Below are 20,415 nucleotides of genomic sequence, written 5' to 3' on the forward strand. Positions count from 1 at the left end.
ACAAGGTCTTGACGCGTGAGCAATAAGCGCAAAACCCCAGGTCAGTGCCGTAGCGAGGGTGATACGCGCACCGGGTGGCCATTGAGCACCGCCGTCCCCGAGAGCGGATCCAGCCGCGAGCCGTCGAAGAGCTGGTTGACATTGACCCCGGGCCGGGCCCCGGCCACGGACAGCCGGACGCCGGGGCGGGCGTGGCCCCAGCCGTGCGGCAGGCTCACCACTCCGGCCCGTACCGCGTCCGTCACCTCGACCGGCACCTCCAGCTCCCCGCCCTCGCCCTTGACCCGGGCCAGACCACCGTCCACGAGCCCCAGCCGGGTGGCGTCCTCGGGGTGCACCTGGAGGGTGCAGCGGTTGCTGCCGCCCATCAGGGCCGGGACGTTGTGCATCCAGCTGTTGTTGGAGCGCAGATGGCGGCGGCCGACCAGCAGCAGCCCCGAGGGCCGGTCGGCCAGCGACCTGCGCAGCCGCTCCACATCGGCGGCCAGCGGCTCCGGGCACAGCTCCACCGTGCCGCTGCGGGTCTTCAGCAGCCCCGGCACGCGCGGCCGCAGCGGGCCCAGGTCGATGCCGTGCGGATGGGCGAGCAGCTTCTCCAGGCTCAGCCCTTCGGGGGCGGCGCCGAAGCCGTCGCCGTACGGGCCCAGCCGCAGCATCATGTCCAGCCGGCGCTCGGGGCCGTCCACCCCGGTCAGCAGCGCGGCCAGTTCGCCGGGGTCGCGTCCGTGCACCGGCGAGGACGGGTCGGCGACCTCCTTGCCGAGCGTCCCCTGGATCGCCATCGCGTCCACCGCCTCGGGGTCGGCGCCGCCGTTCCCGCTCACGCACAGCACCAGCCGCGCCAGGATGGCGCTCTCACTCAGCCGGTCCGCCTCCAGGGGGATGGCGGGGCGGGTGTAGCGGACCTGGTTGTGCACGGCCAGGCTGTTGAAGGCGTAGTCGAAGTGGGGGCTGCGGCTGGGCGGCGGCGGGGGCAGCACCACATGGGCGTGGCGCGAGGTCTCGTTGAGGTACGGATCGACGCTGACCATGAAGTCGAGCCCGGCCAGCGCCCGGTCCAGGCGGTCGCCGTCCGGCGCGGAGAGCACGGGGTTGGCCGCGAGCGCCAGCACCGCCCGTATCCGCCCCTCGCCCGGGGTCTCGATCTCCTCGGCCAGCGCGACGGTGGGCAGTTCGCCCTTGGCCTCGGGATATCCGCTGACCCGGCTGTGCCAGCGGCCGAGCGCGAACCCCTTCCCGGGCCGCGCCGGGCGCTCCCGGCGGCCGGTCGCGGCGAGCGGGAACATCATGCCGCCGGGGCTGTCCAGCTGCCCGATGAGCACGTTGACCACATCGACCAGCCAGCTGGTGAGGGTGCCGAACTCGACGGTGGTGGAGCCGACCCGCCCGTACACCACACCCTGGGACGCCGCGGCCAGCTCACGGGTCAGGGTGCGGATCTCCTCGGCGGGCACATCGCACGCCTCGGCCACCGCTTCCGGCGGGAAGTCCGCGGCCAGCCGCCGCACCTCCGCCACCCCGCTGACATGCTCGGCGAGCGGGCCCGGGGTCACCAGGTCCTCGGCGAACAGCACCTGCACCATGGCGAAGAGCAGCAGGGCGTCGGTGCCGGGCCGGATCGCCACATGGCGGTCGGCCAGCGCGGCCGTACGGGTGCGCCGGGGGTCGACCACCACCAGCCGGCCGCCGCGCCGCCGCAGGGCCCGCAGCCGCCCGGGGAAGTCGGGGGCGGTGCACAGACTGCCGTTGGAGTCCAGCGGGTTGGCGCCGAGCATCAGCAGATGGTCCGTACGGTCCAGGTCAGGCACCGGAAGCGCGTTGGCGTCCCCGTACAGCAGCCCGCTGGAGACATGCTTGGGCATCTGGTCAAGGGTGCTGGCGCTGAAGACGTTACGGGTGCGCAGCGCACCGAGCAGCAGCGGCGGATAGAGCCCGCCGGCCACGGTGTGCACATTGGGGTTGCCGAGCACGACCCCCACGGACTGCGGCCCGTGCTCGCGCAGCAGCGGGGCCAACCCCTCCGCGACGGCGGCGAACGCCTCGTCCCAGCCGGTCTCCACGAGGCGCCCGGCACGGCGGACGAGGGGGCGCCGCAGCCGGTCGGGGTCGGCGTCGAGCTGCCCGAACGCGGCGCCCTTGGGGCAGATGAAGCCGCGGCTGAAGATGTCCTCGCGATCGCCGCGCACCCCGGTCACCCTCCCCTCTTCGATGGTGAGGGTCAGCCCGCAGGTGGCCTCGCAGAGCGGGCAGATACGCGGGGCAGTGCTCATCGGTCTCTCCCAGGGACGGCGGCGAGGCCGCGATGACGCGCCGGACCCGCTCACCATACCGACTGGTAGGCATGTCGGGGAGGGATCGGCGGGAACTCCCGGAAGACCGGGCCTGGGACCGACGGGAACTCCCGGTTCGACCGGACCTCGCAGCGGACCCTGGATCAGTCCGGGACCCCGGATCAGCCCAGGACTCGGATCAGTCCGGGACCCGGATCAGTCCAGGACCCGAGCCAGATAGGCGCGCAGCAGCTCCTTCGTCTCCGCCACGATCGCCGGATCACCCTCCGGGTCCATCCGGAACGCCAGCCGCAGCAGCGCGTCCGCCGCCTCGACCGCGAGCAGGAAGGCCACCCGCAGCCGCTCCTCGGCCGCCTCGTCCCGGCCCGTCCCGAGCCGGTCGGCGAGCAGCGTCCGCAGCCGGTCGGCGACGAGATGGTTGGGCTGCTCCGGCGGCGCGGTGGCCGGGACCGGATGGCCGAACTCGATGAGCGCGAAGCCCGGCGCCCCGCGCTTCATCGCCAGATACTCGTCCACGACGACGTCCATCGCCTCCCGCCAGCCGCCGCGCCCGTCCGGCCCCGAAGCGGAACCGGAGCCGGAGGCCGGGTCCGAGGCGGCCAGCCGCCGGGTGATCCGCGCGGCGTACTCGTCCAGATTGCGGTGGGCCAGGGCCTCGGCCATCGCCCGCTTGTTGGAGAAGAAGCGGTAGACCGAGCCGATGGGCACGTTGGCGCGCTCGGCGACGGCCCGGGTGCTCAGCTCTTCGTAGCTGATCTCGTCGAGGAGTTCGGCACACGCGTCGAGGATCCGGCCGAGGCGCTCGGCGCTGCGGCGCTGGACCGGATGGCGGCGGAGGGGCGGTATGGGCACGCCACCATCCTGCCCGATCATTGACGGGCCCGGGTTTCGATTCCTATCGTCTGACATAGGAATAAAGGGGAAACCAGCGGTGTGCGGCAGAGCGGTGGGAGCGCGCGATGGGCGACGGCACGGGGATCCGGCACGGCGAGCGGCGTGGCGAGCAGCGAGGACACGAGCAGGACATCGAGCGGGGCGTCGAGCGGGACATCGAGCGAGGCATCGAGCGGGCGCGCAAGACGGCCGAAGAGCTGGTCTACGCCTCCGGTTTCGGCAATGAGCACAGCAGCGAGGCCGTGCCCGGCGCACTGCCCATCGGCCGCAACTCCCCCCAGCGCGCACCGCTCGGGCTCTACGCGGAGCAGCTGAGCGGCAGCGCCTTCACCGAGCCGCGCGCCACCAACCGGCGCTCCTGGCTGTACCGCATCCGGCCCTCCGCCGCGCATCCGCCGTTCACCCGCATCGCGGGCGGCGCGCTGCGCGGGGCGCCCTTCACCGAGGCCGCGCCCGACCCCAACCGGCTGCGCTGGGACCCGCTGCCGGAGCCGCCGGAGGGCACCGACTTCCTGGCCGGGCTGTGGACGCTGGGCGGCAACGGCGACGCTACCCAGCGCGCGGGGATGGCCATCCACCTCTACGCCGCCAACGCCCCGATGACCGATCGGGTGTTCAGCGACGCGGACGGCGAGCTGCTGATCGTCCCCGAGCGGGGCGGGCTGCTGCTGCACACCGAGTTCGGCCTGCTGCGCGCCGAGCCGGGGCATGTGGCGCTGATCCCGCGCGGAGTGCGGTTCCGGGTGGAGCCGCTGGAGCCGTCGGTGCGCGGCTATGTGTGCGAGAACTACGGCCGCCCCTTCACCCTCCCCGACCTCGGCCCGATCGGCGCCAACGGACTGGCGAACCCCCGGGACTTCCTCGCCCCGGTCGCCGCGTACGAGGACGTGGAGCGGCCGGTGGAGGTGGTCAACAAGTTCTGCGGCAATCTATGGGCCGCCACCTACGACCACTCGCCGCTGGACGTGGTCGCCTGGCACGGCACCCATGTGCCGTACGTGTACGACCTGCGCCGTTTCAATGTGCTCGGCACCATCAGCTACGACCACCCGGACCCGTCCATCTTCACGGTGCTCACCTCGCCCTCCGACACCCCCGGGCTCGCGGGCGTCGACTTCGTGGTCTTCGCCCCGCGCTGGCTGGTCGGTGAGGACACCTTCCGGCCGCCGTACTTCCACCGCAATGTGATGAGCGAGTACATGGGGCTGATCGAGGGCGCGTACGACGCGAAGACCGGCGGCGCGGGGGGCTTCGTCCCCGGCGGTGGCTCGCTGCACAACATGATGTCCGCGCACGGCCCGGACCATGAGACCTTCGAGCGGGCGAGCGCGGCCGAGCTGGCGCCGCAGAGGCTGGACGACGGGCTGGCCTTCATGTTCGAGACGCGCTGGCCGGTCACGGCCACCCGGCAGGCGCTGGAGGCGGACCACCTCCAGGGGCGCTATGACGACGTATGGCAGGGTCTGGAGCGCCATTTCCCCCCCTGAACGCCGCCGTTGCCGCCGTTGCCGCCGTCGACCGGAGACCGTGTGACCACCTTCGCCCCCGACTCCCTCGCCCTCAACCGCAAGTTGCCGCTGTGGTACCAGGTCTCGCAGTCGCTGCGGGCCTCGATACTCGGGCGGGCCCCGCACGATCCCCTGCGGCTGCCGACCGAGGACCAGTTGGCCGAGCACTACGGGGTCAGCGTGCTCACCATGCGGCAGGCGCTGAAGGAGCTGGAGACCGAGGGGCTCATCAGCCGCCACCGGCGGCGCGGCACGTTCATCGAGCCGAGCGCGCGGCGGGCCGCGCCGGTGCGGCTGCTGGGGTCGGTGGACGCGATCGTGGCCCAGCAGTCGGGTGAGCGGACGACGGTGCTGGAGCACGGCCCGGAACCGGTGCCGGCGGCGCTCGCGGAGTACTTCCCCGACCTGGACGAAGCGGCCGCGTACCGCAGGCTGCGCCGGGACGGCCACAGCGGCGAGCCCACCAACTGGGCGGAGAACCTGGTCCGCCCGGAGCTGGCCGACCGCATCGACCTCGCGGACCTCGCCCGCTGGCCGATGACGAAGGTGCTGCGGGACGCGGTGGGGGTGCGGATCAGCCGGATCACGGACACGGTGGAGGCCCGGCTCGCCGACCCCGAGACCTCCCGGCTGCTCCAGGTCCCGCTGCTCAGCCCGATCCTGCACTACACGGGGGTCACCTACGACGAGAGCGGCCGCGTGGTGGACGTGGCCCGCATCCACTACCGGGGCGACCGGTTCTCGTTCTCGGTGACGGTCGAAGCCGACTAGGTGTGCTGTCCCGTCGCGTTGGTAACGCCTGCGGCGGATCTGTCCCCTCCCCGCCCCTTCCCGAAACTGGGGCTCCGCCCCAGCCCCCGGGCCCAGGGGCGAGGCCCCTGCCACGCGGCGGAGCCGCATATCGATGCCGTGGGAAGGGGCGGGAAGAGGAAAGACCCCCGGACGCCCCTGGACCCCGGGGTCTGGGGCAGGGCCCCAGTTTCGGGAAGGGGCGGGGAGGGGAAAGATCCCGGCCGGTCTGGCGCTCCTCCCCCGGTCGCACCGTCCCAGGTGCCGTGGCCACGGCGGGCTGCCCCCGAGACCAGGGGCCCGGGACCCAGGGGGCTGGGGCGGAGCCCCACCACGCGGCGGAGCCGCATATCGATGCTGCGGGAAGGGGCGGGGAGGGGAAGATCCCAGCCGGTCAGCCACCGGAGCGGGGGCGGACGACGTCGGGCGGACCCTTGGAGGACAGGGCCGCATCGATACCATGCCGGGCGTGGGAGAACGTGAGGCGCCGCCGCTGGGGGACCTGATGCCGTGGGCCGTAGGCCCCCTGCGGCTCGGGCGCGCATGGGTCATGGCACCGGACGCGACCTCGCTCGGAGCGCGCTGGGAGCGGCTGACCCGGGCCGAGGACGAGGCCGCGCGGGCCGCGCTGTTCCGCCCGACCCGCGCCCGTACGCCGCACAGCTCCGTACCGCAGCTGCCCGGCCAGGCCACCTCCACGGCCCGGCTGGCGCGCGAGGACGGGCCGTGCCCCGAGCCGGTGCGGATCGCGCACGGGCCCTTCGACCAGCAGTGGCTGATCCCGGATCACCGGCTGCTCGACGCCGCCCGCCCCGAACTGTGGCGGGTGGCGGACGACCGGCAGATCCATGTCGTCGAGGCCGCGGGACCGGACCCGGACCCGGTGCTCACCTTCTCCGCGCTGCTGCCGGACGGCCACTCCCCCGCGGGCCGCCCCGGCCGGATCCGTCCGCTCTACCGCCGCCCCGGCGGACAGGAGCCCAATCTCGCGCCCGGGCTGCTGGACCACCTCACCACCCGGCTCGGCCGCCCGGTGACCGCCGAGGAGTTCCTGGCCTGGACCGCCGCCACGGCGCGCGGCGCGCCATGCGCCGTACCCCTGACCGCCGACCCGGAGCTGTGGGAATCGGGCGTGGAGCTGGGTCGCCGTGCGCTGTGGCTGCATACGCGCGGGGCGCACAGTGGTGAACGCCCGCGCATGCCGGGTGGCCGGCGCCCCTATGTCCGCGCCGCGCTTCCGTCGAGCGGGCTGCCGGACTCCCTGGACTACGACCCGGACGAGGAGGCCCTGCTGCTGGGCGAGGGCCGTATCTCCCCCGTCCCCCAGACCGCATGGGACTTCCGGGCGGGCGGGGTACGGGTGCTGGAGACCTGGTTCGAGCAGCGCACCGCCGCGCGGGAGCCGGGCACGCTGGAGGCCATCGGCCCGGCGGGCTGGCCGTCCGCCTGGACCTCGGAGCTGCTGGAGCTGATCACGGTGCTGGCGCTGCTCGCCGAGTTGCGCCCGGAGCTGCGGGCGCTGGCCGACCGGGCGGCGGACGGCTCGCTGATCGACACGGCGGAGCTACGGGAGGCGGGGGTGCTGCCGGTGCCCGGCGCGGCCCGGCGCCCGGCGTCCGTACTGGACCACCACGAGGAGGGCCCGGAGGGGCAGTTCGCCCTGCTCTGAGCCCTCTGAGCCGGAACCCTCTGGGCGTCGCCCTCGGAGCCCGAACCCTCTGGGCGTCGGCCGCATGGCCGGTCGTGGCGTCTCGTCGGCATCCCACGGCGACAGCGACGTGGGGTGGATCACAGCACGGACTCACCGGCTGGAGCGAACCGGTTGACCCCGTGCCTGCCCGGGATGACGACGAAGGCGCCTACGGGCCGGCCGGGTCAGCCGTGGTTGCCGAACAGCGAACGGCGCAACCGGCGCAGCGGCGCGAACAGCGACACCCGCGCACCCCGGCTGTTCTTCGCGCGTGCGTGATCGCGCGCGGTCAGCTCCTGCATCAGCACCGCCGCGCTCTCCGCCTCCCCCTGCGGGACGGCGGGGCCGCCCATCACCGCGAGATGGCGCTCGAGCCGCGCACTGGACGCACCGCTTCCGCAATTGACCGCAGGCACTCGTGGCCTGCTCCGTACCGTTATCTGCTCCATGACACTCCCCACCCGTACGAGGGCACCCGCCCCGGGCAGAGTAACCCTACCTCCCCGAGCCGTCACCCACGCATCCCAGGTTCCGGATTCACCACCGCGTCAAGGGTGTTGACGATACCTATCACGCGCAAACAAATTCCCGGGTCGACCAATCCATCCGTCCGCCGGGTCCGAATAGCCGCATGAAGGGACTGCTCCAACAAGCGTGCGAAGGACCTACAGGATGACCGCTATCACCAAGAGCTTGGCCGCGCTGGTCAGCTGTGCACTGGCCGCCGGCGGGCTCACGGCCGCCGGAGTGGCCGTACTACAGCCCGGGACGGCGCAGGCTTCGAGCCACCGCGAGGCGCCGCTGATCTCCGGTCAGCCGCAGTACGACGCCACGGACGTCTACGCGTTCGTCAGCCCGGACAAGCCGGACACGACCACCATGGTCGTCAATGTGCTGCCGTTCCAGGACCCCGCGGGCGGCCCCAACTTCTACAAGTTCGCCCATGACGCCCGCTACGACCTGCACGTCGACAACGACGGCGACGGCCAGGGCGATCTGCTCTTCCGGTGGACCTTCAAGGACCACCTCAAGAACGGCGACACGTTCCTCTACAACACCGGGCCGGTGAACTCGATCGAGGACGCCACCCTCAACTTCACCCAGACATACGACCTCGAAGTCATCAAGCTGAAGCATCAGAAGGCCGTCGCCCGCGCCAAGCTGGGCAGCGATCTGCCGGTCGCGCCGTCGAACGTCGGCAAGGCGTCGATGCCCGACTACCAGAAGCTGCGCGACCAGTCGGTGCAGAAGATCGGCTACAGCGGGGGCTCGACCGCCTTCGCAGGTCAGGCCGACGACCCGTTCTTCCTCGATCTGCGCGTCTTCGACCTGCTGTACGGCGGCGACATGTCCGAGGTCGGCAATGACACCCTCAAGGGCTACAACGTCCAGTCGATGGCCCTCCAGGTGCCCACGTCGGCGCTGACCGAGTCCAAGGACCAGCCGGTGATCGGCGTCTGGGCCACCACCCACCGCCAGACCGCCGACGGCGACTGGACCCAGGTCTCCCGGCTCGGCAGCCCGCTGGTCAACGAGGTGGTCATCCCGCGCAAGGACAAGGACAAGTTCAACGCCTCCGCGCCGTGGGACGACGGGCAGTTCCTGAAGTTCGTCCAGGACCCCGAACTCCCCAAGCTGGTCGAGCAGATCTACAAGATCAAGGCGCCGGACACCCCGCGTGACGACCTGGTGCAGGCGTTCCTCACCGGTGTGCCCAAGCTCAACCAGCCACCGAACGTCCGCCCCGCCGAGGAACTCCGGCTCAACACCTCCATAGAACCCAACGGCAGCCCCAAGCGGCTGGGCGTCCTGGACGGCGACAACGCGGGCTTCCCCAACGGCCGCAGGCTCTCCGACGACGTGCTGGACATCGCGCTCCAGGCCATGGAGGGCGAGCTGCTCGGCAAGAAGAACGACCTGGGCGACGCGGTGGACGAGAACGACCAGAAGTTCGGCGGCTCCTTCCCGTATCTGGCGCTGCCCAGCTCCGGCTCGGACGCCAAGGCCGTCTCGAAGAGCGCCGGGCAGTCGCTACTGAACGGCGGCTCGGGCGTCGGCTCCTCCTCCGACGACAACATGCTGCTGGCCGGGTCCGCGGCGGCCGGTGGCGGGGCCGTGTTGCTGCTGGGCCTCGGATTCCTCTGGATGCGGTCGCGGCGGCGGGGTCCCCGCGTGCGCCGGCACTGAACCACGGGTGCCATCGGATCCGTACCACCGGGCGCGGCCCCGCCGAAACCCGCGCGGCGGCCGCGCCCAGGCTCCTCCCCACCCGTTCTTCCTCGCTCCTCCCCACCCGTTCTTCCTTCCGTCCGTTTCCCCGCGCTCGTGGCTCAGCGAAAGGCAGCTGTCACCATGGCTCTACGGCCATCCCTCCCCCCTACGGCCCGGACCGCGGCCGTGGTGTTCGCGCTCGCGGCCGGGCTGACGGCCGCCTCGATCGTGATCGACGCCTCGGACGGGCCGGGCGGGCCGGGCGGGTCCGGCGGCGGCCAGGACGCCGCCCGCGCGCTGCACCCGGCCGCCGCGCGGTACGAGCAGCTCAGCGGCGACGGCCTCGCCCGGCAGATCGACGCGATGCAGACCCATCTGCGCGCTGAGCCGAAGGACGCGGAGAGCTGGGCCGGTCTCGGCTCGGCCTATGTCGAACAGGCCAGGACCAGCGGCGACCCCACCCGCTATCCGCAGGCGGACAAGGCGTTCGCCCGGTCCCTGTCCCTGGAGCCGCGCGACAACGACGTGGCGCTCGCCGGGCGCGCCTCGCTCGCCGCCGCCCGCCATGACTTCCGGGGCGCGCTGCGCGACGCCGACAAGGCCCTGAAGGTGAACTCCTACAGCCAGGGGGCGCTCGCCGTCCGGGTGGACGCCCTCGTCGAACTGGGCCGCTACAAGGACGCGTACACGGCCGCCGAGAAGGCCGACTCCCTGCGCCCCGGCATCCCCGTCTTCACCCGCCTCGCCTACGTCCACGAGCTGCGCGGCGACCCGGCCGGGGCGCGCCGGGTGCTGCTGCGCGCCCAGGACTCCGCCACCTCGCCCAGCGATATCGCCTATGTGTCGACGGCGCTCGGCCAACTGGCCTGGAACCAGGGCGAGTACGAGGCGGCACGGCGGGCGTACGGCACCGCGCTGCGCGCCGTCCCCGACTATCTCCCTGCGCTCGAGGGCCGCGGCCGCACCTCGGTCGCGGACGGCCGCCAGAAGGCGGGGATCCGCGATCTGGAGGCGGTCGTACGGCGCTATCCGCTGCCCGCCGAGCTCGCGGCCCTGGGCGAGGCGTACGAGGCGCGGGGCGACCGCTCCAAGGCGCGCGGGCAGTACTCGGTGGTCGACACCTGGATCGCGCTCGCACGGGCCAACGGGGTGGCGACCGACCTGGACAGCGCGCTGGTCGCGGCCGACCACGGCGACGTGAAGGAGGCGCTGAAGGCGGCCCGCGCCGAGTGGGACCGCCGGCACACCGTACACACCACCGACGCGCTGGCCTGGGCGCTGCACCGCAATGGCAAGGACGAGGAGGCCCTGAAGTACGCCAAGGACGCCGCCGAGCCGGGCTACCGCAACGCGGCGTTCCTCTACCACCGGGGCGCCATCGAGAAGTCCCTGGGCGACGCCGGCCCGGCCCGCCGCCATCTGAAGGCCGCACTCGACCTCAACCCGGGCTTCTCCCCCACGGGCGCGCGGGCGGCGAAGGCGGCACTGAAGGACCTGGGAGCCACCCGATGACGATCCCCCACCCCGCACCGCCCCGAACCGGAGACCAACCCCCGGCCCCCCGCCCGGGGCTGATCCCGGCCTTCCGCCTGGGGCCGCGCCCCCGAAGCCGCGCCGGGGAACCCCAGAACCCCGGGCGGCGGGGCCGTTGGCGGCTGGCGGCAGTCGGGGTGCTGCTGGGGGCCATGGCAATGGTCGTGTTGCCTGCTGGGAGTGCCGAGGCGCATCCGCTCGGGAACTTCACCGTCAACCGTTACGACGGGCTCGTGGTCACCCCGGGGACGCTGCGGGTCGACCATGTCGAGGACCTCGCCGAGATCCCCGCCGCCCAGGCGAAGCCGGAGATCGACCGCGACGGCGACGACGCGCTGTCCAGGCGGGAGTTGAGCGCCTGGGCGGCACGGCGGTGTGCGAGCGCGGCGGAGGGGGCGCGGCTGACGGTCGACGGGCGCGAGGTGCCCGTACGCGCCGGGCGCGCGCAGGCCCGTCAGCGCCCCGGCCAGGCCGGGCTGCCGACGCTGCGGGTGGAGTGCCGCCTCACGGCCGCGCTGGGCGACGGCGAACGGGCCACCGTCGCCTATCGTCCGCGCGACATCGGTACGGGCCCCGGCTGGCGGGAGGTGACGGCGCAGGGCGACCGTATGACGCTCACCGATGCCAACGTCCCCAAGACCTCCGCCTCCCACCGGCTGATCCGCTACCCGGCGGGGCAGCTCTCCTCACCGTCCGACCAGCGATCGGCCGCGCTGAAGGTCAAGGCGGGCGGCCCCGCGCTCGCGAGCGCGGCGGAGTCCGACCGGGAGGACGCGGTGGGCTCGTCGGTGCTGCCGCGCGGAGTGGACCGGTGGACGCAGGCGCTCACCTCGATGGTGGCGCGCCATGACATCACCTTCGGCTTCGCCCTTACCGCCTTCGCCACCGCCGTTCTGCTGGGCGCGATGCACGCCCTGGCCCCCGGCCACGGCAAGACGATGATGGCGGCGGCCGCCGCGGCGGGCGGGCGCAGCGCGCTGCGCGACGTACTGGCGCTGGGCGCGTCGGTGACGGTCACCCACACCTTGGGCGTCTTCGCGTTGGGGCTGCTGGTCACGGCGGGTTCGGCCGCCGCCCCCTCGGTGATCTCATGGCTGGGCATCGCGAGCGGTGTGCTGGTGGCGGTGGCCGGGGCGAGCCTGCTCCGCAAGGCGCTGCGCCGCCATCGGCATGTACGGGCCCACCACCACAGCCACGATCACGACCACGGCCACAGCCATGCGCATTCACACGGCCACGACCACGAACACAGTCACCCGCACCCGCACACCCACACCCACGACCACGGCGACGGTCACACCCACACCCACGAGGTGCGCCCCACTCTGCGCGGCACACTGCTGCTCGGCTTCGCCGGAGGCATGGTGCCCAGCCCCTCCGCCGTCATCGTGCTCGTCGGCGCGGCCGCGCTGGGCCAGGCGTGGTTCGGCTTCGTCCTGGTGGTGGCGTACGGACTCGGGCTGGCGCTGACGCTCACGCTGGCCGGGTTCACCGCGGTGCGCCTGGGCGTGCGGGCCACGGAGCGGCTGGCGGCGCGCAGGGGGTCCGGGGGCCGGATCGACCGGCTGCTGGTGGCGGTGCGCCGCGCCTCGCCCGTCGGAACGGCCGCCGTCGTCCTCGCGTTGGGGTGCGGATTGGTGCTGAGGGGGGCGGCAACCACGCTCGGTTGAGGTACATTCAGCCCGAATTGCTCGGTTGGGTTGAGGGGGAGGGGCTCGGCCATGAGCGAAGCGGGTTCAGGGCGGCAGGGCGAGCGGGTGGGGGGCGGCCGTTACCGGCTGCTGGGCGAGCTGGGCCGGGGCGGCATGGGCGTGGTGTGGCGCGCGTACGACGAGGCGCTGGGCCGCGAGGTCGCCATCAAGGAGGTGCGCGCCCCGGCCGGGTTCGGGGACCGCGACATCGACCGGCTGTACGCGCGGATGGAGCGCGAGGGCCGGGCGGCGGCGCGGGTCTCGCACCGCAATGTGGTCACCGTCTACGACGTGGCCATGGAGGGCCGCCCGTGGATCGTGATGGAGCTGGTGCGCGGGCTGTCGCTGACCGATGTGCTCGACGCCGAAGGGCCGCTGCCGTCCGCGCGGGCCGCGCGCATCGGTGCGGAGGTGCTGGCCGCGCTGCGTGCCGCGCATGCGGTGGGCGTGCTGCACCGGGATGTGAAGCCGGGCAATGTGCTGATGGCCAACGACGGCCGGGTGGTGCTCACCGACTTCGGGATCGCGGTGGTGGAGGGCGATGCGGCGCTGACGCTGACCGGGGAGCTCGTGGGCTCCCCGGAGTTCCTCGCGCCGGAGCGCGCCCTGGGCCGGTCGCCGGGCCCGGAGTCGGATCTGTGGTCGCTGGGTGTGCTGCTGTACGCGGCGGTGGAGGGGTTCTCGCCGTTCCGCCAGGACACCCCGCTGAGCACGCTGCGCGCCGTGGTGGACGAGTCGCTGCCGCGGCCGCGCCGGGCCGGGCCGCTCACCTCCGTACTGGAGGGGCTGCTGGACAAGGATCCCAGGCGACGGCTTCCGGCGGCGGAGGCGGAGCGGCTGCTGCGGCTGGTGGCGGCGGGAGGCACACCGGGCGGCGGCTCGGTGTCGTCCCCGAACGCCTTCGGGCCCGCCGCCACGGCGGAGACGGAGCCGCTGGCCCGCTTACCGGAGCCCGGCGCGACGCCCGCGCATCCCCCGGCCCCGGACGCGGACGGCCCGGCGGAACCCCCCGATGACCCGCCGCCCTGGCGGCAGCGTGCCGCGGTGGCGGCCTTGGTGGCCGGGGTGCTGCTGGCCGCGCTGTCGCTGGGCGGGTTGGCCTGGGCCCTGCTGAACAAGGGCGGCTAGGGAGCGCCCAACGGGCCATGCCGCCTGCGGCGGGCTTCTCCCCTCCCCGCCCCTTCCCACAACTGGGGCTCCGCCCCAGACCCGGGGCCCAGGGCGCGATGCCCTTGCCGTGTGGCAGGGGCTCCGCCCCTGGACCCTGGGAGGTCTGGGGCGAAGCCCCAGTCCGGGGTGTGGGCCGAAACCCGGCCCGGCGTCTGGGGCGGAGCCGGATCCAGCGTTTGGGGCAGAGCCCGGACGTCTGAGGCAGAGCCCCGGTCCAGGGTCTGAGGCGAAGCCCCGGTCCGGCGTCCGGGGCGAAGCCCGGCCCAGGGTCTGAGGGAGAGCCCGGCCCGGCGTCCGGGGCAGAGCCCCGATCCGGGGCCTGGGGCAGAGCCCGGCCCAGGGTCTAAGCGCTCCGCGGGAAGTGCCACGGGATGCCGTCGTGCGTCTGCGGCCGCATCGTGGCTGGTCGCGCAGTTCCCCGCGCCCCTTCGGGGCGCTGCCCGAACCGTAGCGGACTTCCTCCGACCTGCTTAGGGCAGAGCCCGGCCCAGCGTCCAGGGGGAGCCCGATCCAGGGTCTAGGGGGAGCCCGGCCCAGCGTCCGGAGCAGAGCCCCGATCCGGGGCCTGGGGCAGAGCCCCGATCCAGGGCCTGGGGCAGAGCCCCGATCCAGGGTCCGGGGGAGCCCGGCCCGGCGTCCGGGGCAGAGCCCCGATCCGGGGCCCGGGGCAGAGCCCCGGTTTCGGGAAGGGGCGGGGAGGGGAACAGCCCGCCGCAGGCGTCCCGCTCCGCCGACCGCCCGGTAAAAGCCACATGTGCGGCGAGACCGCGCACCCCCCACGCCGGAGGGACCCGCGAGGAGGCCCCGGCGGACGGGGCCTCCTCCCCTACGAGTCGTGGCGGGCGCGAATCAGGCAGCTGAGCTGAAGACCGGGAGGTAGCCACCGGACTGGCCGGCGGCGGTGGGGTGGTAAGACTCGTCGATGGGAATGGTGACGCTGTTCAGCCACGCGCTGCCGGAGCAGATCTCATGCCCGGTGAAGGTCGCGGTGACGTCGCCGAAGCTGAAGCCGTGATCGGCTGCGCGCTTGGCGGTGACGGAGTTGAGGACATCCGCGCCACCGTTGATCGCGGCGCGCTCCGCCTCACTGAGGCCCACGATGCAGGAGCCGTTGAGCTTGTAGAACCGCGGGTAGCCGAGGACGACGACATGCGCGGAGGGCGCCTTGGCGCTGATGGCGTTGTACACCTGGTCCAGCTTGCCGGGCAGCGTGTTCTGAACGAAGTTCTTGGCGCTGTTGACCGCGTTGATGCACGTGGACTCCGACTGGAGCACGCAGGTCGTCATGATGTCCGCGAAGCCCGCGTCATTGCCGCCGATGGAGATGGAGACGAGGCCGGTGCCGGAGTTCAGCGGGCCGAGCTGGTTGTTCAGCACATCACCGGTCTTGGCGCCGGAGCAGGCCGTGAAGTTGAAGCTCGAGGGAGCGTGCGAGGCGGCCCAGAGCGCGGGGTACGCCTTGGTGCTGCGCTTGCAGTTGCCGCTGGCGCCGTCGTAGCTGCCCGCGCCGACGCCGGATGAGTAGGAGTCGCCCAGCGCCACATAGGCGGGGCCCGCGCTGTTCTCGGTGGCCTGGGCCGAGCCGGCCCCGGTGAGGGCGAGGACGGCACCGACGACGAACGCACCCATCGTCGCCGTGAGTCTGGACAGTTTCATTCGAACTCCCTAGCAGGATCACTGCTGTGCCGATATGAGGCGCGATAGCCCAACAAATGGGCAATCGCGTTCGAAACCGTCAGTCACGTCGCGGGGATCGATTACAGCGGCGTGACATGAATATGTCATCCCGCGCAACCGGCCGATCTATGCGGGTAGTTGGCAAAAATCTTTCGATACGTGGCTGATACGTCCATAGGTCGGACGGAATCCGGATGAGTCACCACGCGACGCCGAACCCCCCCCGGCCCGAACACCCCATCCCCCCCAACCCTCGGCGCAGGACCGGCACACGCGGCGCGACCAGCCCTGATGAGGGCTCAACCATCCGCCCGCCTACGGGCGCGTTCGCACACTTCCCCGTCTTGACGGCATCCGGCGGCTGCGCGACATTGAAGCCCGGCATCCGGCGCTTCGGGGGGCAAAGACGCCAATGCACACCATCACTGACAACAGACCGGCAGGCGGGGATTCGCTACCGGTCATCGTGGGCGCCGCGGTCGGCATCGCGGGCCTCGGCGTGGCACTCGCGCTGGCCGACGTCCACTCACCGCTGCGGGCGCCGTTCACGCTGTTCTTCCTGCTCGCGGCGCCCGCGCTGGCCATAGGCAGCGCGCTGCGCGGGCTGGACGCGCTGACCCGCCCGGTGCTGGCGGTGGCGGGCGCGCTCGCGCTGGATCTGCTGGTGGCGGAGGCGATGCTCGCGCTGCGGATGTGGTCGGCGCGCGGCGGGGTGGCGGCGGTGGGGCAGTGAGCCTGCTGATCCTGGTGCCGACGCTGCTCAGCCGCCTGGTACGGCGGCGACGTATACCACGACGTCAGGACTGAAACACCGTGGACATCGGCGTGTATCGCCCGCGAGAGCTGACGGCGGCCGGCCGGGCGGTGTGGACGGCCATGCCTCGGCCGCTCCAGGCGCTGCGCGCATGCGGTCTCACCGTCTCGTCCCCGCCGGGCCGACCGGAGCAGGTGGTCATCAGCAGCGCCAGCGTGGTCATGCCGACGCCGCGCAGCGCGCTGCGCCGGTCCGCAAGCGCGCCGGTCCGCAAGCACCCCGATCCGCCAGCGCCCCGTTTGCCATAATCTGACGAACCCACCCCGCCCCCTTCCCCAGCACCCCACACACAACAGGCAAGAGCACCCATGAACGCCCCCATTCCGGTGGGCTTCCGTGGAACAGCTCGGCAAACGGCCACAAACCTTGGTGCGCCCTCGCCCTCCGTCCTGGATCATGGGGGCGGGTGCGCTCACCGCCGCACCAGGCCCCCCTTTCTCAGGAGGCAGACCCTGCCTACGACACCCGCCGAAAAGTCCCTCCCCATCCGGCTGAACGTCGATGACAGCGATTCGCCGTCGGATGTCGTCGACGCGCTCTTCCTGGGGCGCTTCGCCACCGGCGAGCAGCCGTACGCCCGCAGTCACTCCGTCGACCGGGTGAGGTCGGGCGCCACGCTGCTGCCGCCGTCCGCGACCGTGCTGCGCGCGGCGCGTGACGACGACCGCAGCGCCACGCTCGCCGAGGGCGACGGCTGGACCCTGCTGATCTCCCGGTGGAACCGGGGGGCCGATGTGACCGTGACCGCCGTCGACGACGCTCTGGCCGAGAAGGTGCTGCACCAGGCCGTGGACGGCGCGGAGGACGAGCCGGAGCCGCAGCCGGAGAACGTGGCGATGGGCTTCTGGTACGTCTCACCGCGGCGCGGCCCGCACCGCACCACGCGGCAGATCTCGGCCGGGACCTGGGAGGAGATCCGCGACAACTACACGGCGCCGGTGGCCGAGGCCATGGACGGGCTGATGAAGGTCACCCCGGACGACATCGCCGGCCGGCTCCTGCTGCTGCACGGCCCGCCCGGCACCGGCAAGACCTCGGCGCTGCGCACGCTGGCCCGCTCCTGGCGGGACTGGTGCCAGGTGGACTGTGTCCTGGACCCGGAGCGGCTCTTCACCGACGTGGGCTATCTGATGGACATCGCGATCGGCGAGGACGACGGCACGGCCAAGGGACGCTGGCGGCTGCTGCTCCTGGAGGACTGCGACGAGCTGATCCGCGGCGAGGCCAAGCACACCGCGGGGCAGGCGCTGTCCCGGCTGCTGAACCTGACGGACGGTCTGCTCGGCCAGGGGCGCAATGTGCTGGTCGGGGTGACCACCAACGAGGACCTGGAGCGGCTGCACCCGGCGGTGGTCCGGCCCGGCCGGTGTCTGGCCCGGATCGAGGTCGGCAAGCTGACGCGGCCGGAGGCGGTCAACTGGCTCGGTGGGGAGGTCGACGACCGGGAAGGTGTCATCGGGCGGGACGGGGCGACGCTCGCGGAGCTGTACGCGCTGCGGCGCGGCACCCGGCCGCCCGCCGTGCCGTCGCCGTCGGCGGAGTCGAACGCGGGGCTGTACCTCTGAGACGAGACGTCGTACGGCGAGGGGACTGACCGGCTGCTCGGGCGCAAAGCCCCGCAGCCGTAAAGCCCCCGGCCGTAGGTCAGCCGTACAGCCCCCGCAGCCGTACCGACAGGCAGGTCACACAGCCCTCCATCTTCTCGAACTCGCTGATGTCCACCGGCACCGGCTCATAGCCGAGGTCGGCGAACAGCTCCGCGCTGCGCGGCGCGCTCGCCGCCATCAGCAGCTTGCCGCCGCCGAGCAGCACCACATGGGCGCCGGACTCCTCGGGGACGGGGAGGAAGCGGGGGAACGCGGCCGGGTCGTCGACGAGCGGCGGGTAGCCGATGACGGTGCCGTCCGGCAGCGCGGTGACCGCCGACTTCAGGTGGAGCACCTTGCTGACCGGTACGGCCACCACCCGCGCGCCCAGCGGCTCCAGCGCGGCGCGCAGCTGGCGGATGCCGTCGCCGTTGGTGCGTCCGCCGCGTCCCACAAAGATGGTGTCGCCGATCTTCAGGACGTCCCCGCCGTCCAGCGTCCCCGGCTCGCGGATCCGGTTCAGCGAGCAGCCGAGGCCGGTCACCGCCTCCTCAGCGGTCGCGGTCTCGGGCCTGCGGGACTCGGCTCCGGGGCGGCCGATCACCGCGACGTTCCGGTAAACGACCATCGTGTCCTCGACGAACACCCCGTCCGGGCAGTCGTCCAGCACGGGCAGCTCGACCGTCTCCCAGCCGTGCGCGCGCAGCGCCACGACGTAGACCTCCCACTGCCGCAGCGCCAGCGCGGGGTCGACCGGGGTGCGGTCGATATGGGTGACGAGCCCGTCGGCGAGGCGGGGGCTGGGGCGCCGGACGAGGGCTTTGCGGCTGGTCGTACGGCCGGTCATGGGGTTGGGCAGCGCGCTGGTCATGGGGGACAGCATGTCAGGCGGCGGCACTGCCGGAGCCACCCCGGCCGAGTCACTCGGAGTCGCCGTAGACCGCGCGCAGGGCGTCCTCGACGGTGGCGAGGGCGGCCGCGCGGTCCAGGCCCAGCCGCCGCGCCAGCTGGGCGTAGGTCTGGGCGGCCTCGGCGGCCCGGCGCAGGGTCGCGTCGCCCGCCGCCGCGACGAAGGTGCCGTGGCGGCCGCGGGTCTCGATCACACCGTCCGCCTCCAGGGCCCGGTACGCCTTGGCGACAGTGTTCGCCGCCAGCCCCAGCTCCTCGGCGAAGCCGCGTACGGTGGGCAGCTTGTAGCCGACGGGAAGCGCGCCGGAGCGGGCCAGCTCGGCGATCCGCGCGCGGATCTGCTCGAAGGGGGCGGTCGCCGCGTCCTGGTCGACGGTGATCTGCAAGGCCACGTTGGGGCTCCTGGGGCATGGGGGCGGGACGGTGTTTGTGGCACCCATTGTGTGCCAGGCCAAGGAGAACCGTGTGCCAGGCCGAGGGGATCCGCATGGTCCCGGTGATCTAGCCCACGAGCTGCGGAAATTGGCGGCAGGCCGGGCTGACAGGCCGTAATCTGCGCAACCATGACCATGACTGTGCGCGATTTCCGGGCCACCGACGCGGAGGCCGTGGCGGCGGCGTGGCGCTCCGCCTTCCCCTTTCTGGTGACCACGCCCCGGACGGTGGTCTGGAAGTCGGAGCGCGCGCCCGTCGAACAGCACTACCGGCTGCTGGTCGCCGAGGCGGACGGGCGGGTGGTGGGCTCGAGCGAGATGGGCGTCTTCCACGACAGCGAGGAGCCGGGGCTGGCGTTCGCCAATACGACGGTGGTCGCGGGGGCGCGCGGGCGGGGCGCGGGGTCGGCGCTGGTGACCGCCGCGGAGGAGTATCTGTCCGGGCTGGGCACCGCCAAGATCTTCGCCTGGACGCTGGACGAGCCGTCTTCGGTGACCTTCGCCGAGCGGCGCGGCTACCGGCGCGGCCGCTGTTCCCGCGTCCAGCGGCTGGACCTGACGACGGCGGCGCTGCCGCCGCTGAGCGCGGACGGACTCCCGGGCGGGCTCCCGGGAGGTCTCCCGGCCGGGGTGGAGCTGCGTACGGCGGCGGACTTCGCGGACGATCCGCGTCCGCTGTACGAGGCGGATGTGGAGTGCACGGCGGACGAGCCGGGCGATGTGGACGTGGCCGCGCCGCCGTACGCCGAGTGGCTGACCCTGAACTGGGAGCACCCCGCGCTCGACCACGAGCTGACGTCGGTGGCGGTGGTGAACGGCACGGTGGCCGCCTACAGCGTGGCCCACACCGACGGCCGGGGCCGCTACTGGTCCGGTATGACCGGCACCCGCCGCGCCTTCCGCGGCCGCGGTCTGGCCAAGCTGACCAAGAACGACTCGCTCCACCGTGCCCGCTCGGCGGGCTGCCGGGAGGCGTTCACCGGCAACGACGGCGACAACGGCCCGATGCTGGCGGTCAACAAGTGGTTCGGCTACGAACCGGCGGCCACGGAGTGGCGCTACGTACGGGAGCTCTCGGCGTAACCCTCGGCACCGGTGTCCGGAGGACCGGGTCCAGCCCCGGACGTCGGCTCCCCGGGACCGCGCCGAGACCCGGCAAGGGCAGGGCCGGGGCCACGAGGCCCGACACACGGCCCACGGCGCGGCCCCGAGCCCGCG

Annotated in this window: 16 protein-coding genes and 1 pseudogene; 10 read left to right on the plus strand and 7 right to left on the minus strand. The window is 73.0% G+C overall.

Annotated features, from left to right (window positions below):
* Positions 1-41 precede the first annotated feature (41 nt).
* Positions 42-2,270, minus strand: a complete 2,229-nt coding sequence (locus ACT2CW_RS28425) for a molybdopterin oxidoreductase family protein (protein WP_445518671.1) — start codon at positions 2,268-2,270, stop codon at positions 42-44.
* A 216-nt stretch (positions 2,271-2,486) separates the two neighbouring features.
* Positions 2,487-3,164, minus strand: a complete 678-nt coding sequence (locus ACT2CW_RS28430; protein WP_330810975.1) for a TetR/AcrR family transcriptional regulator — start codon at positions 3,162-3,164, stop codon at positions 2,487-2,489.
* Between the two features lie 86 nt (positions 3,165-3,250).
* Here ACT2CW_RS28430 and hmgA point away from each other — a divergent pair, with 86 nt between their 5' ends.
* From hmgA to ACT2CW_RS28445, 3 genes are all read left to right on the plus strand, one after another.
* Positions 3,251-4,672, plus strand: a complete 1,422-nt coding sequence (gene hmgA, locus ACT2CW_RS28435) for a homogentisate 1,2-dioxygenase (RefSeq protein ID WP_445518672.1) — start codon at positions 3,251-3,253, stop codon at positions 4,670-4,672.
* 42 nt (positions 4,673-4,714) lie between these two features.
* Complete coding sequence (locus ACT2CW_RS28440; RefSeq protein WP_037950007.1) at positions 4,715-5,464, plus strand: GntR family transcriptional regulator; 750 nt, start codon at positions 4,715-4,717, stop codon at positions 5,462-5,464.
* Between the two features lie 478 nt (positions 5,465-5,942).
* On the plus strand, positions 5,943-7,151 hold the full coding sequence (locus tag ACT2CW_RS28445; RefSeq protein ID WP_445518673.1) for a type ISP restriction/modification enzyme: 1,209 nt from the start codon (positions 5,943-5,945) through the stop codon (positions 7,149-7,151).
* A 206-nt stretch (positions 7,152-7,357) separates the two neighbouring features.
* Here the strand turns inward: ACT2CW_RS28445 and ACT2CW_RS28450 are convergent, their stop codons facing one another.
* Positions 7,358-7,621, minus strand: coding sequence for a hypothetical protein (locus tag ACT2CW_RS28450; RefSeq protein ID WP_164433938.1), 264 nt, complete (start codon positions 7,619-7,621; stop codon positions 7,358-7,360).
* Between the two features lie 223 nt (positions 7,622-7,844).
* On the opposite strand from ACT2CW_RS28450, the gene ACT2CW_RS28455 reads away from it, so the two are divergent.
* From ACT2CW_RS28455 to ACT2CW_RS28470, 4 genes and pseudogenes are all read left to right on the plus strand, one after another.
* The gene (locus ACT2CW_RS28455) at positions 7,845-9,359 is read left to right on the plus strand and encodes a DUF4331 domain-containing protein (RefSeq protein WP_138911370.1); all 1,515 of its coding nucleotides are present in this window, start codon (positions 7,845-7,847) and stop codon (positions 9,357-9,359) included.
* 165 nt (positions 9,360-9,524) lie between these two features.
* Entirely contained in the window at positions 9,525-10,895 is a 1,371-nt protein-coding gene (locus tag ACT2CW_RS28460; RefSeq protein WP_445518674.1) for a tetratricopeptide repeat protein, read from the plus strand.
* Positions 10,896-11,068: 173 nt separating this feature from the next.
* Positions 11,069-12,586, plus strand: a complete 1,518-nt coding sequence (locus tag ACT2CW_RS28465; RefSeq protein ID WP_445518675.1) for a HoxN/HupN/NixA family nickel/cobalt transporter — start codon at positions 11,069-11,071, stop codon at positions 12,584-12,586.
* A gap of 51 nt (positions 12,587-12,637) precedes the next feature.
* Positions 12,638-13,729, plus strand: a pseudogene (locus ACT2CW_RS28470) (serine/threonine-protein kinase); the annotation flags it as partial.
* Positions 13,730-14,626: 897 nt separating this feature from the next.
* Here the strand turns inward: ACT2CW_RS28470 and ACT2CW_RS28475 are convergent.
* Positions 14,627-15,433 (minus strand): SGNH/GDSL hydrolase family protein, encoded by an 807-nt coding sequence (locus tag ACT2CW_RS28475; RefSeq protein ID WP_037949996.1) that lies wholly within the window; start codon positions 15,431-15,433, stop codon positions 14,627-14,629.
* A gap of 433 nt (positions 15,434-15,866) precedes the next feature.
* Between ACT2CW_RS28475 and ACT2CW_RS28480 the strand changes: the two genes are divergently transcribed.
* The gene (locus tag ACT2CW_RS28480; protein ID WP_445518676.1) at positions 15,867-16,187 is read left to right on the plus strand and encodes a hypothetical protein; all 321 of its coding nucleotides are present in this window, start codon (positions 15,867-15,869) and stop codon (positions 16,185-16,187) included.
* Between the two features lie 64 nt (positions 16,188-16,251).
* Here ACT2CW_RS28480 and ACT2CW_RS28485 read toward each other — a convergent pair whose 3' ends face one another.
* Positions 16,252-16,482 carry a hypothetical protein gene (locus ACT2CW_RS28485; protein WP_445518677.1) on the minus strand — a complete coding sequence of 77 codons (231 nt, stop codon included), beginning with the start codon at positions 16,480-16,482 and terminating at the stop codon, positions 16,252-16,254.
* Positions 16,483-16,576: 94 nt separating this feature from the next.
* Between ACT2CW_RS28485 and ACT2CW_RS28490 the strand changes: the two genes are divergently transcribed.
* Positions 16,577-17,833: a DUF5925 domain-containing protein gene (locus ACT2CW_RS28490; RefSeq protein ID WP_445518678.1), complete on the plus strand. Its 1,257-nt coding sequence runs from the start codon at positions 16,577-16,579 to the stop codon at positions 17,831-17,833.
* 79 nt (positions 17,834-17,912) lie between these two features.
* Here ACT2CW_RS28490 and ddaH read toward each other — a convergent pair whose 3' ends face one another.
* Both ddaH and ACT2CW_RS28500 read right to left on the minus strand, forming a co-directional pair.
* Positions 17,913-18,701, minus strand: coding sequence for a dimethylargininase (gene ddaH / locus ACT2CW_RS28495; RefSeq protein WP_182471057.1), 789 nt, complete (start codon positions 18,699-18,701; stop codon positions 17,913-17,915).
* A gap of 73 nt (positions 18,702-18,774) precedes the next feature.
* Positions 18,775-19,155 (minus strand): GntR family transcriptional regulator, encoded by a 381-nt coding sequence (locus ACT2CW_RS28500; protein ID WP_164433949.1) that lies wholly within the window; start codon positions 19,153-19,155, stop codon positions 18,775-18,777.
* Positions 19,156-19,326: 171 nt separating this feature from the next.
* Here ACT2CW_RS28500 and ACT2CW_RS28505 point away from each other — a divergent pair, with 171 nt between their 5' ends.
* Positions 19,327-20,280, plus strand: a complete 954-nt coding sequence (locus ACT2CW_RS28505; RefSeq protein WP_445518679.1) for a GNAT family N-acetyltransferase — start codon at positions 19,327-19,329, stop codon at positions 20,278-20,280.
* The last annotated feature ends 135 nt before the right edge of the window (positions 20,281-20,415 follow it).

The organism is Streptomyces sp. NEAU-174 (assembly GCF_052665095.1).